This window comes from Corallococcus sp. AB018 (assembly GCF_003986945.1).
Taxonomy (GTDB): Bacteria; Myxococcota; Myxococcia; order Myxococcales; family Myxococcaceae; genus Corallococcus; species Corallococcus exiguus.
In genome coordinates this window covers 24,542-39,869 of record NZ_RAWR01000039.1, presented here as the reverse complement: position 1 = coordinate 39,869, position 15,328 = coordinate 24,542, and the positions used below count along the sequence as shown (strand labels likewise).

Genomic DNA, 15,328 nt, shown 5'->3' with positions numbered 1-15,328 from the left:
CGCTACTCCCGGCGGACCAGCGAGTCCGCCGGGAACCCCGCGAGCAGCCGGCCCACGGCGTCGTCCACGTGGGCCCGCTCCGGGGCCTCCACCGTGACCTTCACGCGGTAGTCCATGGCCGCGTCGAACACGGGATAGGAGCCGATGGCCACGTGGGGCATGTCCAGCGCCACGCGGTCCAGCACGGCGGCCAGGGCGCTCTCGCCCAGGTTGAAGTACAGGTTGACCAGGTGCACCGGCGTGCCGCTCAGCCGTGAGAGCACCGTCTCCAGCTGCAGCCGGAAGAGCTGCGGCACCCCAGGCAGCAGGAACATGTCCCCCACCGTCAGCACGGGGAACCACATGCCCGGCTGGGCCAGGAGCACCGCGCCCTCGGGCGCATCCGCCAGGCGCAGCGACTCCGGCGTCACGGGCGACGTGCCCGCGCGGGCCTGGATGGCCGACACCATCTCCGGCAGGCGCACCACGGGCCGGCCCAGCGCGAGCGCCACCGAGCGCACGGTGACGTCGTCATGGGTGGGGCCAATGCCGCCGCTGGTGAAGACGTAGCGGGCCTTGCGCCGGGCGCGGGACACCGCGTCCACGATGGCGTCCACGTCGTCCAGGATGGTCTCCACCGAGACGAGCGGGATGCCCAACTCCCGCAGCCGCTGGATGAGGTGGGGGCCATTTTCGTCCTTCACCTTCGCGGTGAGGACCTCGTTGCCAATGATGATCGCCGCCGCGCCGGTCCGCTCCATGGAACCGGGGAGTCTACTCCAACGGACCCCGGGGGTGGACTCACGCGGTGCGCTGTCCCGGACCCCTGCTGTCCTGGAGTCAGCAAGGGGGGACGGACATCCTGCGCGCATGGACTCCACCGAGACCCGGGACGCGATCCGCGCGTCCGTGCGTGCCCTGTGCAACCGCTTCCCTCCGAAGTACTGGCGCACCCTCGACGCGGAGCGTGAATACCCTCACGACTTCGTCAAGGCCCTCACGGAGGCCGGGCTGCTGGCCGCGCTCATCCCCGCGGAGTACGGCGGCGCGGGGCTGGGCCTGCGCGAAGCGGCGGTCGTGCTGGGGGAGATCAACCACTTCGGTGGGAATGCGTCCGCGTGTCATGCGCAGATGTACGTGATGAACGTGCTCTTGCGGCACGGCTCCGCGGAGCAGAAGCAGCGATACCTCCCGGAGCTCGCCGCGGGCCGGCTGCGGCTCCAGGCGTTCGCTGTGACGGAGCCGAACTCGGGCTCGGACACCACCGCCATCGAGACGACGGCGGTCCGGCGCGGCGACTGCTACGTCGTGAACGGGCAGAAGATCTTCATCTCGCGCGTGCTCCAGTCCGACCTGATGTTGCTGCTCGCGCGGACGACGCCCCGCGCGGAGGTGCGCAAGAAGACGGACGGGATGAGCGTGTTCCTGCTCGACCTGCGGAAGACGCAGGGGATGGAGGTCCGGCCCATCCGGACCATGCTCAACCATGCGACGAACGCGCTGTTCTTCGAGAACGTCGAAGTGCCCGTCGAGGGTCTGATCGGCGAAGCGGGCAAGGGCTTCTCGTACATCCTGGATGGAATGAACGCGGAGCGCGTGCTCGTAGCCTCGGAGGCCATCGGGGATGGCCGCTGGTTCATCGAGAAGGCCGTCACCTATGCGCAGGAGCGCTCCGTGTTCGGCAAGCCCATCGGAGCCAATCAGGGCGTGCAGTTCCCCATCGCGAAGGCGCACACGGCGCTCACGGCCGCGAACCTGCTGACGGAGCAGGCCGCGACGCTCTTCGACGGGCACCAGCCCTGCGGGGCCGAAGCGAACATGGCGAAGTACCTGGCCGCCGAAGCCGCCTGGGAGGCCGCCAACGCCTGCATGGACACCTACGGCGGCTACGGCTTCGCCGAGGAGTACGACGTGGAGCGCAAGTTCCGCGAGGTGCGCCTGTTCATCAACGCCCCAGTGAGCCGGAACATGGCCCTGTCATACATCAGCCAGCACGTCCTCGGGCTGCCCCGCTCGTTCACATAGCGCCGGGCGGAGCGTCCCGGCCTTCACGGACGTGGACCACGACCTTGCCGATGGCGCGTCGCTCCGCGAGGGTGAGCAAGCCGTCGGCGGTCCGATCCAGGGGCAACCGGAGGGTGATGCGCGGGAGGATGCGGCCCTGCGCGTACCAGGCGAAGAGCTGCTCCATGGTTTCGCGGAGCGCCGCCGGGTCGTGGTAGCGGAAGTAGCGCAGCGACGACCCCAGCACCGCGCGGTGTTTCACGAGCAACCTGTGCGCGGGGATGCTCGGGGCCTGTCCCGCGGCGAAGCCCACGAGCACGTAGCGGCCTCCCCACCCCAGCGTCGAGAGCGCCGGGTCGAAGAGCGGACCACCGACCGGATCGAAGCAGACGCTCACACCGGAGGCCCCCGCGGCGGAGAGGACCTGCTCCTTCCAATCTCCGTCAGCGTGACTGATGACGTGGTCCGCGCCCGCTTCACGAGCGATGGCGAGCTTGTCCGGAGTGCTCGCGACCGCGATGACGATGGCCCCCAGCGCCTTGCCCAACTGCACGGCCGCGAGCCCCACGCCCCCACTGGCGCCCAGCACGAGGAGCACCTCCGACGGCTTCAGGTGGGCGACGCGGATCAGCGCCAGGGCGGTGCTCACGTAGGCGCTGGTCAGCGCGGCGGCGACGTCGAAGGAGACGCCCGCCGGCAGCAGGAAGGTCTCCTTCACGGAGGCCACTGCCTGCTCGGAATAGCCCCCGTGCCACAGGATGGCCACGACGCGGTCTCCGGGTTGAAAGCCCGAGCCTTCGGGGGCGCTGGCGATGGTGCCCGCTGCCTCCAGGCCTGGGACGAAGGGCAGCGCGGGCCGGGTCTGATAGGTCCCTCCAATCATGAGGAGGTCGGCGAAGTTCACGCTGCAGGCGTGCACGTCGATCATCACTTCATCGGGCTTCGGAACAGGCGCGGGGACCTCCGCGAGGGTGAGCTGCTCGGGCCCGCCCCACGTCCCGCAGACGATTGCGCGCATGTCATCACTCCTGGATGGAAGGGGCCGAGAGGCTTCGCCAGAGGTCGTCGTTCGCGGGCAGGTCCGACGCTTCGGTCACCAGCTGTTCGAGCTGCTCCGGGCTGCGCGCGCCGACGAGGATCGACGTCACGAAGGGACAGTGCACCAACCACCAGGTGGCCAGGCCCGACGGGGACAGAGAGTGGGCTGCGGCCTTCATCTTGAGCTGTTCGACGCGGGCCGCGTTCTCCGGAGTCCAGGCCTTCGCGTAGAGGTCCCTGCGCTGTCCGATGCGCGTGCCTTCCGGAATGTCACCCGCGATGGAGTACCTTCCGCTCAGAAGGCCGCCCGCCAGCGGCGAATAGGGCGTGTACTGGAGCCCCAGCTTCGCGCAGGACTCCAGTACGCCGTTCTGTGCGTCATCCTGTTCAAGCAGGTTGAAGCGGTTCTGGACCCAGCCGAATCCCACCGGGCCGCCCGAGCGCGGAGCAGCACAGCGCCAGAGGTCGCTGGCGGTCACGTTCGACAAGCCGAAGCGTCGGACCTTGCCCGCCCTCACGAGGGACTGGAAGGTGTCCAGGACGTCGTCCCACGGCGTGGCCGGATCCGGAACATGCGCCAGATAGAAGTCGAGCGTGTCGACGCGGAGCCGCGCGAGCGACCGGTCCACCTCCGCGAACACGTGCTTCCGCCCGAGCCCGCCGCGAAGGCCCACCTTGGACGAGATGAGCACCCGGTCCCGCATCGAGGCGCCGCGCGACGCCAGCCACGCGCCGATGATGGCCTCACTGGCTCCGTCCGCATAGGTGCCCGCCGTGTCGATGAGGTTGATCCCCAGCGCCACCGCGCGATCCAGGAGCGCATGTGCTTCGGCTTCGGTCTCCCCCTGGCCCAGCAGCTTCCGGGAGCTCCCGATGCCTCCGAAGTTGGCCGCCCCCAGCGCGAAGACCGACACGTCGATGCCGCCCAGCTTGCGGTAGATCACGTCCGCCACGCCTCCGGAAAGGGCAACGCCAGGTCCCCCTCCCCCGCACCGGACGAACCAGGCTGGCCCAGCAACGTGAAGTGCGCCGTGTAGGTCGCGGCGGGTTCGCCCTCGTCGATGCAAACCTGCGACGTCGCCGTGAGCCGCACCTTGCCGCCCTGACGAAGCGTGTCGGCCTCCAGCGCGGGCAACGTGTCACAGCGGGCCCGGTAGTCGCCGGTGATGGGCCGGTGGATGGCGAACTCACAGCGGCGAAGGAGGATCTGCACGGCGAGCCGCTCCGCCCACGCGGCTCGAACGAGCAACAACCAGGGCGCAAGCCCCGCGGAGGTGAACACCCCTGGACCGAAGGCCGTCCCCCGGTGGTTGAGCGAAGGCCCCAGCGGCGCAGCGAGCACGATGCGTCCGGGCTCGAACGCCTCGAAGTGGATCCCGAGGAACTTCGTCATCGGGATCCGTGCATGGAGTTCCATGGCCAGCCGCACCAGGACATCCTCCCGAGCCTCAAGGGGCGGCCTGTTCACGGCCAGTTCCTCCTGAACAGTGTCGTGCCCTGCGCGGGAAGCACTGTCTCCAGATGGAACCACGCCGCCTCCCAGGACTTGATGCATGAGGCGCTTTGCTCCTCGTTCGCGTGGAGGCTCATGTTCCCGGCGCCTGAAGGTCGGGCCCGGCTTCGAGCACGACGTGGTAGTGGGTGCCTCCGCTTCCCGCCGCGTTGACGCCCGCGAAGCGCGCCTCCTTCAGCTCTCGCGGCTCCGTGAGGACGCGGAGGTTGTCGGCCGCACCGACGAGCGGAGCCGTCACGCCCAGGGTCGCCGGCAACCGCTTCGCGGCCAGCGTGAAAAGCGCCTTCATCAGACTCGCGGCTCCGGCGGCCGCACCGGTGTGACCGATGTTCGGCGTGACTGCTCCCAGGGGCAGCGGCCTGGCGCGCGCGGCACCGAGCGTCCGCCCCAGGGCCGCAAGCTCCGCGCGGTCGCTGGCGGGATGCCCACTGCCGAAGCACTCCACGAACGCGAGCGCGTCCGCCGACACGTCACACCGTGACCAGGCGCGCCGGATGGCCAGGCTCATCGCGGGCTCGGAGACGAGCCCGTGTTCCTCGGGCGTTCCGAACGCACTCCCGACCGCACGGATGATCCCGAGCACCGGCTCCCCCCGCTCCCGCGCATCCGACAAACGCCGCAGCAGGCACACCGTGGCGCCTTCTCCAGGCAGATATCCGTCGGAGGCCGTGTCGAACACGGTCGGTGTGTCCCGTTGGGACAGGAGTCCCATCGCGCCTTCGTCGGCCATGCGCGTGACTCCGAGCCGCATGTCCGCGGTCGCCCAGAACACCGCGTCCGCATCACGCGACGACAACCGGCCGCATGCGACCTCCAGGCCACCCATGGACGCCGCCGCGCCTCCGGCTTCGATGGCGCAGGTCGGTCCGGTCAGGTCGAACGCTCGGGCAATCCTCGCCGCCATGAAGCTGGGAGACAGATTGAACAGGCTGCCTGCCCACAGTTCCGGCAGGTCGATCGACAGGCGCTTCATCGCCGCGCGCACGGTCCGGGCCACGCCCTTGGGGTCCTTCCCCGTCTCGCGCAACACGCGCTGGAGGTGCTCCTCCAACTCCGGCAGACGTGCAGCGGCGACCTGGAGCAGACCGTACTCGCTGCAGTGCTCCGCGGAGACGACCACCGGGATGTTGCTTCCCCGTTCGATGGAGACCTTCGCAGCCGCGCTTCGCGCCAGGTCCACCAGCAGGTAGTGGAGCGGATCATGCCGGAGGATGTCGGCCGGCCGTTCGTCGTACTGGCTGGCGTTGCCCGTGAAGCGCGACGCGTCCAGGTCCAGCGGCGCCCCGAGCCCGAACGGCAGCCTCCGGAAGGCCCGGCGTCCATGGAGCAGGTTCGTCCACAGCGTGGCGAGGTCGGGAGCATCCGCGAACGCACCAGCCATCCCGACGATGGCGATGGGCTCGTCGCTCCTCGCGAGGCGCCTCCGCGTACCTCGCAGCAACGCCTGGGCTCGCGCAGGGGAAGGCCGGTCCTCCACCACCGCGTGGTAGTTCTGGCCTCCGCTCGCGATGGCGCTGACGCCTCCGATGCGCGGCTGCTCGCCCGCTGGCCACGACCGGGCGGTCTTCTCGACCTCGATGAGCCCTCCCGCTTCGAGCAGGCTCCGGGGCTTGTCCCCATGCACCGGGCCCGGAATGGCCCCGGACTCGAACAGGGCAAGCAGCGCGATCAGGTTCGCCAGCCCTGAAGCCTCCTTCGCATGCCCCAGGTTCCCCTTGATCGACATCACGGGCACCGGCGACGCGGGTTGAGCCGCCTCCCCGTGCGCCTTCAGTGCGCGATCAAAGACCTTCGCCTCCACGGCGTCACCGGCCCGCGTCCCCGTGCCGTGCGCGAGGATCACCCCCAGCTCCCGAGGCTCCACGCCTGCCTGGTCGAGCGCACGCTCCACGGCCAGCCCGTGGCCGCGTGGATTCGGGACCAGCATGTACGCCTCAGCCGCGCCGTCGTTCGCCCCGCCGACGCCACGAATCACCCCGTGGATGGGGAGCCGCTCCTGGACGGCCCGCTCCAGGCTCGTGAGCACCAACAGCACCACGCCGTCGGAGATGACCGTGCCGTTCCCCTTCTGGGCGAACGGGAAGCAGCCCTCGGACGAAAGGAGGCGTGAGTTCGAATAGAGGACCTGGTTCACCGTGTCGACGTAGGACAGCGCGCCCGCGATGGCCCACGGCGCCCCCTTCGCGAGCTCCCGCGCCGCCAGTTCGATCGCGGCCAGACCGCCGGTGCAGTTCCCATCCACGAGCAGCGCCTTCTCCGTGGTGCCCAGCGCCTCCGCGATGGCGCTCGCGAGCCGATGCATGGCGCGCTCCCTCGGGTCCTCCACGAAGTCCGGCCCGAACGAGTCCCGGAGCGACTGGCGCACCTTCCGGGTGAGGTCCGTCAGCTCCTGATGGGAGAACTCGTTCGGATGCGCGCCGTGCACGAGATACGGCTGGAGCTGGCCCGCCACGGCCAGCACCGCGGCGTCGTAGAGCCCGTGGCCGCCACCGCGTGAATGCGCGAGGAACACCGGCACGGGCTGCCCACCCAGCGAGCCAGGCTCCAGCCCCGCCGAGGCCAGGGCCTGGTGCGCCGTCTCCACCACCCACCGGTGCGGAACCTTCGACGGCTCCACGACGCCACCCAGCAGCGTGGAGGTCCGCGCCACGCCCACGGACGATGAAGGCTCCAGATACAGGGCCCGGGGAATGCGCTCCTCCGGCCACTGGCCATACGTCGTCTTCCCCCCGTGAAGCACCTCCGCCAGCTCATCGAGTGTGCGAGCGCCAGGCAACGCAAACGCAAAACCAGAGATCGCCACCGGCGCGACCCCATCCAGTTTTCCTCTCCGCATTGCCATTCAATGTAAGGCCATGATCCAGATGCGTCCACGACCAGCCGAATCACACACATCCTTGCCGACCCAGCGAAATCCTACCCGACGCATGTAAAGGGTTGCCCCAGAGAGACGCCGCCGTCCTCCTGTGAGCGTCGTTCCGGGCCTTGATAGCGGGTGATACCCTCTCAAGCTGCGCGCCCCATCCAAAACACCACCAACGGCAAATTCCAGGGCGGGTTGACTCCAGGATTTCGCATCAGTATATCAAGACAGACATCGCGGCCCATTGATCAGCCATTGGCTGCCGCCCCATCTCCCTCATCCCCTGGACAGACCATGAAAAGACTCGATCCGAGCCGTCTCAAGGATTCGTTCATCAATGTCTCCACCTTCCCGGCGGACCTGGGAGAAGGCCTCTCGGCGGCTCCTGCTGGCGCGCTGCTCGACGCCGTGGTGGAGGCCGTGGAGAAGAAGAACGGGTTCGCGGTGGTGTTCGGCGTGAACAAGCTGCTCGCGGATCGCGGGCTGGACATCCACACCGAGTCCGGCGCCGCGCTGGCCCGCGACTACCTGGAGGGCGTCTTCCGGGCGATCGCGCCGCGCTTCGATCTGGCCCGCTACAGCCCCACGCCCATCTCCTACGACCGCGTGGCGAAGATGGACGTGGACGGGTTCAACAAGAACCGGAACTTCACGCCCAACAGCGACCACACGGAGAGCCGCGAGTTCGTCACCACGAAGTGCGTCCACTTCGACTCGGCGACGCCGTTCATCGCGAACCTCTACGGCCCCAACCAGAACATCAGCGGCGGCATGCCGATGATCTGCGACACGCGCCGTTTCTGCCAGGACAAGGGCCTGGATCCGCGCTCGCTCATCGAGAACATCCCCAACAACTACAACGTCGCCGTGAAGGCGGAGTTCTCCGAGGAGATCCTTCGCGACTACTCGTTCGCGCTGAAGCTCGACCTGGAGAACGACATCGTGATGATCGTCCTCCACAACGAGGTGGTGGGCGGGCTCGCCCATGCGGCCACCCAGCCGTCGCTCACCGACGCGAGCAAGGCCGCGAAGCGCCCCATCCGCCACGTCGAGTACCAGGTCGCGGGCACCGACGACCTCAGGCGCTGGTACGACTACTACGGCCTGTCGCTGGAGAAGGCGACGAACCACAAGGACGACGCCAACATCACCCGCTTCGTCAGCGGCGAGCTCAACCCGTACCCGAACGTCATCGAGGTGCGGGCATGACCTCGAGACAGCACGCGGAGCGCAACGCGGCGGAGATGAAGGACCTGCTCGCGTACCTGGACGCCCGGCCCTGGCCGGACGGCTATGAAGCGGCACGGGTCCACTACGATTCGCTCGGGCTGCCCGTCGCCACGGACATCGGAGTGGAGCCCGTCAGCGTGAACGGCATCCGTGCCCAGTGGCTCACGCCACCAGAGTGCGATCAGGACCGCGCCCTGCTCTTCCTGCACGGCGGCGGCTTCGTCTTCGGCTCGCTCGTGAGCCATGGGCACATGGCCGCGGAGATGGCGCGGCAGGCTCGCTGCCGGGTGCTCCAGCTCGACTACCGCCGGGCACCGGAGCACCCCTACCCGGCCGCGCTGGATGACGCGACCAGCGCGTACCGCTGGCTGCTGGAGCGTGGGTTCAAGCCGGGCCACATCTCCATCGCCGGAGACTCCGCGGGTGGCGGCCTGGTGGTCTCCATGCAGGTCAACGCACGGGCCCAGGGGCTTCCGCTCGCGGGCGCCCTGGTGTGCATCTCCTCCTGGTTCGACCTGGGCATCCACGGCGACAGCTACACGTCGCGCGAGAAGGCGGACGCGCTCGTCCAGCGCAAGGTGGTGGAGGAGGTCGCCCGGCACTACCTCAACGGCCAGGACGCGCGGCAGCCCACGATTTCGCCCATCCACGCGGACCTCACCGGCTTCCCGCCCCTGCTCATCCAGGTGGGCGAGCGGGAGCTGCTCTTCAGCGACTCACAGGCGATGGCGAAGAAGGCCCAGGCCCAGGGCGTGGACGTCACGTTCGAGGAGTGGCCCGACATGGTCCACGTCTGGCACCTGCACTTCCACCGCCTCAGCAGCGGCCGCGAGGCGCTTCAGCGCATCGGCCAGTTCGTGACCGACAAGACGGGAGCGCGGAAGTGACGACGCCCAACGACGCGGTGATGGGTCCGCACCTGCACCGCAACAACCAGAAGATGATCCCCGCGAGCGAGAGCGCCTGGGCCGTGGCCCGGGAGTCGAACATGCTCAACATCCGCGTGGAGGCGGTGGACGGCCAGAACCGCCTGCGCGAGGTGGACACCGGGCACGAGTTCGCCAACCTGTGCTCCTGCTCCTACCTGGGGCTCAACAGCCACCCGGACGTCATCCAGGGCGGCATCGACGCGCTGAAGCGCGAGGGAATCACCGGCCTGTCGATGGCGGAGTTCCGCATCCGGCTGGGCCTGATGGAACAGCTGGAGGAGCAGCTCGCGGACCTCTTCGGGGGGCCGGTGCTGCCCGCCGTCACCTCCAGCGCGCTCACGGCGGCCATCCTGCCGGTGCTCGGGTCGGGGCACCTGACGGACAGTGAGCCCCTGGTGATGGTGTTCGACAAGTTCGCGCACTTCTCCATGGCGTTCGTGAAGCCCATCGTCGCGGACGAGACGCGGGTGCTGAACTGCCCGCACAACGACATGAACTACCTGGAGGACGTCTGCCGGAAGTATCCGCGCGTGGCGTACGTGTGCGACGGCGTCTACTCCACCGGCGGCGCGACGGACCTCCAGGCGCTGCTCACGCTCCAGGAGAAGTACGGCCTCTTCCTCTACCTCGACGACTCGCACTCGCTCTCCACGCAGGGGAAGAACGGCGAGGGCTACATCCGCTCGCGGCTGCGTGAGATGAACGACCGCACGTTGATCATTGCCTCCATCGCCAAGGCGTTCGGCAGCACGGGCGGCATCGCGATGCTCGGCTCCCGCAAGCACTACGACTTCCTCTACCGGACGGGCCCCATGGGCTGGTCCCAGAGCCTGCGGACGGCGGCCATCGGAACCTCCATGGGAAGCATCCAGGTGCATCGAAGCCCGGAGCTGGCGAAGCGGCAGGAGCAGCTCCGCCGGAACATCGCCCTGTTCGACGAACACATCCAGACCGAGCAGCGCGGCGACGGCCTGCACATCAAGGTCGTGGAGGTGGGCGAACAGGACAAGGCCGTGAAGCTCTCGCGTGAACTCTACAAGCGAGGCTTCTACTGCTCCGCGGTCTTCTTCCCCATCGTGCCCGTGGGGAAGGCGGGCATCCGGCTCATGCTGCGCGGCGACCTGCCCACGGAGAAGGTCCAGGCGTTCATCGGCCACCTGAAGGAAGTCCTCGCGACGCTGTAGGCGGGGAGCGCGCGATGGCTGCCTTCCTATCCCACGATGTCGTCACCGCGCTCGGCAGCCTGCCCCGGCTCGTGCGCGAGCTGGAGGCGGCGCTCACGGAGGGCCTGCATGAGCGCATGCAGGTCCCGCTGCGCGTCGCGGTCCCCTCCTCTTCCCGGCACGCCGCGTTCGTGTCGATGCCGGCCGTGTCGGAGCACCTGAGCCTCTACATCAACAAGGTGGCGACCCTCTTCGAGCGGTCAGCCACGGATCCGCTGCCCACCATGAACGGCGTGGTGGCGGCGTTCTCCGCGCGCACGGGAGAACTGCTCGCGCTGCTCGATGGCGCGGCGGTGACGGAGCTCAAGTGCGCCGCCGTGTCCGCGCTCGTCACGGACTTCTGCGCGCGAACGGATGCCCGGACGCTGGCGGTGGCCGGCACCGGGGCGCAGGCCCGGCAACAGGTGTTGGCGGTCCGCGCGGTCCGTCCCATCCAGGAGGTGCGGCTCTGGGCGAGGAACCCGGCCCGGCGCGACGCGTTCGCCGCGGAGTTGCGCGCGTCCCTGGGTGAAGTGGTGCACGTCGCCGCCTGCGCGTCCCTCGACGAGGCCCTCCGGGGTGCGGACGTGATTGGCACCGCGACGTCGTCGAAGACGCCGCTGGGGAGCTTCGAAGGCCTCTCCCCCAGCGTGCACATCAACTGCATGGGCGGTCACACCGTGGAGGCCCGGGAGGTGCCGCTCGAACTGCTGTGCACGTCGACGGTGATCGTCGAGGACCTGGCCACCGCGCTCGCGGAAGCCGGGCCGGTGCACGCCAACGCCATCACCCTGGGGCAGCTCGTGCGGAGGGACAGTGGTCCCCTGCGCTCGAGCCGCACCGTCTTCAGCTCGACGGGACACGCCTTCCTGGACGTCCTCACGGTCGCGCACGTGCTGCGTGAACACGAGCTGAGCCATTGAACCTGGAGGAGCACATGATGAAGGAGTTGCCGCGAATCGATTTGACGTCCGCGACGCCAGGGTCCGAAGCCGAGCGCCGTGCGGCGTTCGAGATCGACCAGGCCTGCAAGCAGGTGGGCTTCTTCACCCTGAGCGGTCACGGCATCGCGCCATCGGTCTTCGAGGATGCCTATGGCCTCTCGCGGGCGTTCTTCCGCCTGCCGCTCGAGGCGAAGAACCAGTGCCGGTTGAAGTCCGGCTTCACCATGGCCGCGGACGACTACACGCCCTACGGCTACAGCGGCATGTTGGAGGAGAACGCCTACGCGTACATGGGCCGCAAGGGGCTCCCCAGCGACTACGTGGAGAAGTTCAGCGTGGGCCGGCTCATCGAGGACGACAGCGCGAACCTGCCGTTCAGCGAGGACGCGGAGGGCCAGAGGTTGCGCGCGGCGCTCAAGGCGCACTTCCGGGAGTGCGAGGCGCTGACGGCCCGGCTCACGGAGCTGTTCAGCATCGCGTTGGACCTGCCCCGGGACTTCTTCGCGAAGAAGACCTCCGCGTCCACCGACTCGCTGCGCTCCCTGCTCTACCCAACGCTCAGCCCGGAGCTGATCAACGACCAGGGCATGGGCGAGCACACGGACGGGACGCTGTTGACGGTCCTGGCGCAGACGGGCCCTGGCATCCAGGTGAAGGAGCGCGGGGGCGCATGGATCACGCCCACGCTGGAGCGGCGGGATCACCTCATCGTCAACATCGGTGACCTGATGGCCCGCTGGTCCAATGACGAATACGTGTCCACGCCACACCGGGTCGTCCTGTCCGGAGGCGAGCGTCAGTCCCTGGCGTTCTTCAAGCTCGCCAACGACGACGCGCTCATCGAGTGCTTCCCGAAGTTCTGCAAGGACACGCCCGCGAAGTACGAGCCCGTCGTCTACAAGGCCTTCTCCCTCCAGAAGATGAACGCGCTGTTCGGTGTCGACGACGCCGGACGCTCCTGAGGCCCACCCATGATCGGTGCATTCAACGAAGCGTTCCTCGACGCCCTGGAGGAAGGATGGTCGCCCGAGCGTGATGCCAGGGCGCACGCGAGCACGATCGCCGCCATCCACGAACTGGACTCGCCCATGTACGAGAAGAGCCAGTTCGCGCACCCGCTCCTCTTCAGCGAAGCGGAGTTCCAGGAGCTGAGCCGTGCGTGCCGTCACCTGCTCTCCGCGCAGCTGAAGCTCATTGGCCACCTCATCGACACGCGCTCGCGGGAAGGCCTGCTGGACCTGCTGCGGATGCCCCGGCGGCTCGTGGACTTCATCCACTGGGACAACCTGCGCCACGGCGACGCGACGATTGGCCGGATGGACGTCGTGCCGACGCGGCAGGGCTACTTCTTCTGCGAGTTCAACATCTTCCCCGGCGTGGGAGGAGGCGAAGCCTACGAGGGTTCCCGCGCGGCCACGGAAGCACTGGGCTTCCCCAAGGCCGGGTTGATGAACAGCCCATTGAGGGACCTCGCCGTGCTGTACGCGGAGGAGTGCCGCAAGCGGGACCTGCGCCGGGTGGTGATCCTCGACTCCACCGGCCACGCGCAGCTGGGGTATCCGCGTCAGGATTACCTGAAGCGGTACTTGGAGGAGCTGAACCCGGGCATACCGGTCCACATCCTCGACGAGGTCCGCTACCCGGAGGCCTGGCTGACGCGTGAGGAGGGCGAGCGCACGCTCATCCACCGCATGTTCACCTACGAAGAGGTGACCGACGGCTTCGCGTTCCTGGAGAAGCTCTGGGCGAGCGGCGCGGTGCTCACCAACGGCTTCGAACCGGAGCTGCGGATGAGCAAGCGGTTCCTCGCGCTGCTGTGCGAACCGGGCCACCACGCGCTCTTCAGCGACGAGGAGGTGGCCGCCATTAAGAGGTACCTGCCCCACGCCTTCTCCCTGTCGGAGGAGAACCTGGCGGACGCGCTGCGAGACAAGACCGGGTGGGTGTTCAAGATCGACGACAGCAGCTCCTACGGCGGCAGCGGCGTGCTGATGGGGGTGGACTGGCCCGCGGACGTGCTGGAGCAGAAGCTGCGCGAGCCGGGCATCGAGCGGTGGATCTGCCAGCACGTCGTGGAAGCTGAGACCGTCCGGCTGCGCGCGGCCGGTGACTCAGCCCCGGCGGAGTATCGGCTGGTGCTGGGCTTCTACTCCTACGGCGGAGAGCCCAATGGCTTCCTGGTGCGCGGCAGCCGCACTTCGAAGGTGGTGAACATTACCAGTGGAGGCAAGCTGGGGTGGGCGTTCGTCGTCTCCGAGGAAGGACGCCAGGCCTTCATCCGTCACGCGCGAGGCCGCGCGGAGGACGTCACTGCAAGGAGTGCATGAACCATGGCGGCGAACCTCATCCTTCTGGGCGCGAGGCAGTTCATCACGGAGCGGGCATGGCAGCTGGGCCTGCGGCCGTTGGTCATCCAGCAGCCGGGGCTGTCCGATGATCACGTGAACCGGCAGTCCGACCGGGTCCTCCTCATGAGCTACGACGACCCGGCGCTCATCCCCATGTTGAAGGCCGCGCACGAGGTGACTCCATTCGTGAGCGCCATCACCGTCGCGGAGGAGGCGCTCATCACCTGCGCGCGCATCAACGAAGCGCTGGGGCTGCCCGGAACGCCGTTGGAGCTGGTGGAGAAGACGCGCGACAAGCCGACCATGCGGCGGGTGCTCGACTCCGGCGGGTTCTCGCCCATGCAGTGGGCCCCGGTGAAGACGCGGGAAGAGGCCGTCACGTTCGGCGAGCGCCAGGGCTATCCGTTCATCCTGAAGCCCGTGGACGGAGTGGGCAGCATCGACGTGCGGCTCGTGCGCTCCGCCGCGGACCTGGAGGGCGTACTGAACGGCCGAGCGTCATGGATCGCCGAAGAGTACCTGGACGGCCCCGAGTACTCCGTGGAGTGTTTCTCCTTCGCGGGCCGCCACGTCATCCTGGGCATCAACGAAGAGACGAAGAGCACGGACCCCAACGGCAGCGCGTTCCTGGAGGTCGCGCACCAGGTCCCCGCGCCGATGAGCCCGGAGCGGGACCGCGAGGTGCGCGACTTCATCCGCAGCTTCCTGGACGTGCTCGGACTGAAGGATGGACCCTCGCACACGGAGCTGAAGTACACGGCGCGCGGCCCGCGCATCGTGGAGACGCACACGCGGCTGGGAGGCGACCGCCTGTGGGACCTGGTCCGGCTGACCACGGGGCATGACCTGCTGGACATGACGCTCCAGTGGGCCATGGGGACGCTGAAGCCCCTGGAAGCGGATCCGGTGCCCCGAGGCGGCGCGGCCATCCAGTACTTCACCCCGTCCCCCGGCAAGCTCAAGCGCATCAACGGCGCGCTGGCGCTGAAGCGGCTGCCGGGAGTGGTGGACATCTCGCTCGCGGTGGAGCTGGGAGGCACCGTCCGTCAGGCCCTGAAGTCAGAGGACCGCGCGGGCTATGTGCTCGCCTACGCGGACACCGTGCAGCAGGCGCAAGCCGTGTGCAGCGAGGTCACCCAGCGGCTCGTGTTGGAGACCGCGTAGACACTGCGCTCTCCGGCGCGGCGGTGGGATTCGACGCCGCGCCGGGCGGTGCGAAACTCTCAGCAGAATCGTGCCCTTACCGCGCAGCCGTCGCGGGGCGCGCGAATGCCCAAC

13 protein-coding genes are annotated in these 15,328 nt (G+C 68.5%); 8 read left to right on the top strand and 5 right to left on the bottom strand.

Annotated elements, in window-relative coordinates; translation table 11 throughout:
* Positions 1-2: 2 nt before the first annotated feature.
* The gene (locus D7Y11_RS11120) at positions 3-740 is read right to left on the bottom strand and encodes a molybdopterin-binding protein (RefSeq protein ID WP_126933657.1); all 738 of its coding nucleotides are present in this window, start codon (positions 738-740) and stop codon (positions 3-5) included.
* Between the two features lie 109 nt (positions 741-849).
* Here D7Y11_RS11120 and D7Y11_RS11115 point away from each other — a divergent pair, with 109 nt between their 5' ends.
* On the top strand, positions 850-2,004 hold the full coding sequence (locus D7Y11_RS11115; protein ID WP_126933656.1) for an acyl-CoA dehydrogenase family protein: 1,155 nt from the start codon (positions 850-852) through the stop codon (positions 2,002-2,004).
* Here D7Y11_RS11115 and D7Y11_RS11110 read toward each other — a convergent pair.
* From D7Y11_RS11110 to D7Y11_RS11095, 4 genes are all read right to left on the bottom strand, one after another.
* Positions 1,997-3,001, bottom strand: coding sequence for an NADPH:quinone oxidoreductase family protein (locus D7Y11_RS11110; RefSeq protein ID WP_120574218.1), 1,005 nt, complete (start codon positions 2,999-3,001; stop codon positions 1,997-1,999). The two genes, D7Y11_RS11115 and D7Y11_RS11110, sit on opposite strands and share 8 nt — an antisense overlap.
* 4 nt (positions 3,002-3,005) lie before the next feature.
* The gene (locus tag D7Y11_RS11105; protein ID WP_158641924.1) at positions 3,006-3,974 is read right to left on the bottom strand and encodes an aldo/keto reductase; all 969 of its coding nucleotides are present in this window, start codon (positions 3,972-3,974) and stop codon (positions 3,006-3,008) included.
* Entirely contained in the window at positions 3,962-4,489 is a 528-nt protein-coding gene (locus tag D7Y11_RS11100; protein WP_158641923.1) for a YiiD C-terminal domain-containing protein, read from the bottom strand. The genes D7Y11_RS11105 and D7Y11_RS11100 overlap by 13 nt, the downstream gene beginning before the upstream one ends.
* Positions 4,490-4,607: 118 nt before the next feature.
* Positions 4,608-7,370 (bottom strand): polyketide synthase, encoded by a 2,763-nt coding sequence (locus D7Y11_RS11095; RefSeq protein ID WP_255431054.1) that lies wholly within the window; start codon positions 7,368-7,370, stop codon positions 4,608-4,610.
* A gap of 321 nt (positions 7,371-7,691) precedes the next feature.
* Here D7Y11_RS11095 and D7Y11_RS11090 point away from each other — a divergent pair, with 321 nt between their 5' ends.
* The 7 genes from D7Y11_RS11090 to D7Y11_RS11060 are packed head-to-tail and all read left to right on the top strand — an operon-like array spanning position 7,692 to position 15,214.
* Positions 7,692-8,606 (top strand): hypothetical protein, encoded by a 915-nt coding sequence (locus D7Y11_RS11090; protein WP_126933652.1) that lies wholly within the window; start codon positions 7,692-7,694, stop codon positions 8,604-8,606.
* On the top strand, positions 8,603-9,514 hold the full coding sequence (locus D7Y11_RS11085; RefSeq protein ID WP_120574223.1) for an alpha/beta hydrolase: 912 nt from the start codon (positions 8,603-8,605) through the stop codon (positions 9,512-9,514). The genes D7Y11_RS11090 and D7Y11_RS11085 overlap by 4 nt, the downstream gene beginning before the upstream one ends.
* The gene (locus tag D7Y11_RS11080) at positions 9,511-10,740 is read left to right on the top strand and encodes an aminotransferase class I/II-fold pyridoxal phosphate-dependent enzyme (RefSeq protein ID WP_199733711.1); all 1,230 of its coding nucleotides are present in this window, start codon (positions 9,511-9,513) and stop codon (positions 10,738-10,740) included. Before D7Y11_RS11085 ends, D7Y11_RS11080 begins: the two co-directional genes overlap by 4 nt.
* A 14-nt stretch (positions 10,741-10,754) precedes the next feature.
* The gene (locus D7Y11_RS11075; protein WP_126933651.1) at positions 10,755-11,681 is read left to right on the top strand and encodes an ornithine cyclodeaminase family protein; all 927 of its coding nucleotides are present in this window, start codon (positions 10,755-10,757) and stop codon (positions 11,679-11,681) included.
* A 14-nt stretch (positions 11,682-11,695) separates the two neighbouring features.
* Positions 11,696-12,664 carry an isopenicillin N synthase family oxygenase gene (locus tag D7Y11_RS11070; protein ID WP_126933650.1) on the top strand — a complete coding sequence of 323 codons (969 nt, stop codon included), beginning with the start codon at positions 11,696-11,698 and terminating at the stop codon, positions 12,662-12,664.
* 9 nt (positions 12,665-12,673) lie between these two features.
* Positions 12,674-14,029, top strand: coding sequence for a hypothetical protein (locus tag D7Y11_RS11065; RefSeq protein ID WP_126933649.1), 1,356 nt, complete (start codon positions 12,674-12,676; stop codon positions 14,027-14,029).
* 3 nt (positions 14,030-14,032) lie between these two features.
* Positions 14,033-15,214: an ATP-grasp domain-containing protein gene (locus D7Y11_RS11060; RefSeq protein WP_126933648.1), complete on the top strand. Its 1,182-nt coding sequence runs from the start codon at positions 14,033-14,035 to the stop codon at positions 15,212-15,214.
* The last annotated feature ends 114 nt before the right edge of the window (positions 15,215-15,328 follow it).

Excerpts from the sequence above, each read along its gene's own strand:
- D7Y11_RS11120 (WP_126933657.1), bottom strand. The coding sequence starts at position 740 with ATGGAGCGGACCGGCGCGGCGGCGATCATCATTGGCAACGAGGTCCTC.
- D7Y11_RS11115 (WP_126933656.1), top strand. The coding sequence starts at position 850 with ATGGACTCCACCGAGACCCGGGACGCGATCCGCGCGTCCGTGCGTGCC.
- D7Y11_RS11110 (WP_120574218.1), bottom strand. The coding sequence starts at position 3,001 with ATGCGCGCAATCGTCTGCGGGACGTGGGGCGGGCCCGAGCAGCTCACC.
- D7Y11_RS11095 (WP_255431054.1), bottom strand. The coding sequence starts at position 7,370 with ATGCGGAGAGGAAAACTGGATGGGGTCGCGCCGGTGGCGATCTCTGGT.
- D7Y11_RS11090 (WP_126933652.1), top strand. The coding sequence starts at position 7,692 with ATGAAAAGACTCGATCCGAGCCGTCTCAAGGATTCGTTCATCAATGTC.
- D7Y11_RS11085 (WP_120574223.1), top strand. The coding sequence starts at position 8,603 with ATGACCTCGAGACAGCACGCGGAGCGCAACGCGGCGGAGATGAAGGAC.
- D7Y11_RS11075 (WP_126933651.1), top strand. The coding sequence starts at position 10,755 with ATGGCTGCCTTCCTATCCCACGATGTCGTCACCGCGCTCGGCAGCCTG.
- D7Y11_RS11070 (WP_126933650.1), top strand. The coding sequence starts at position 11,696 with ATGATGAAGGAGTTGCCGCGAATCGATTTGACGTCCGCGACGCCAGGG.
- D7Y11_RS11065 (WP_126933649.1), top strand. The coding sequence starts at position 12,674 with ATGATCGGTGCATTCAACGAAGCGTTCCTCGACGCCCTGGAGGAAGGA.
- D7Y11_RS11060 (WP_126933648.1), top strand. The coding sequence starts at position 14,033 with ATGGCGGCGAACCTCATCCTTCTGGGCGCGAGGCAGTTCATCACGGAG.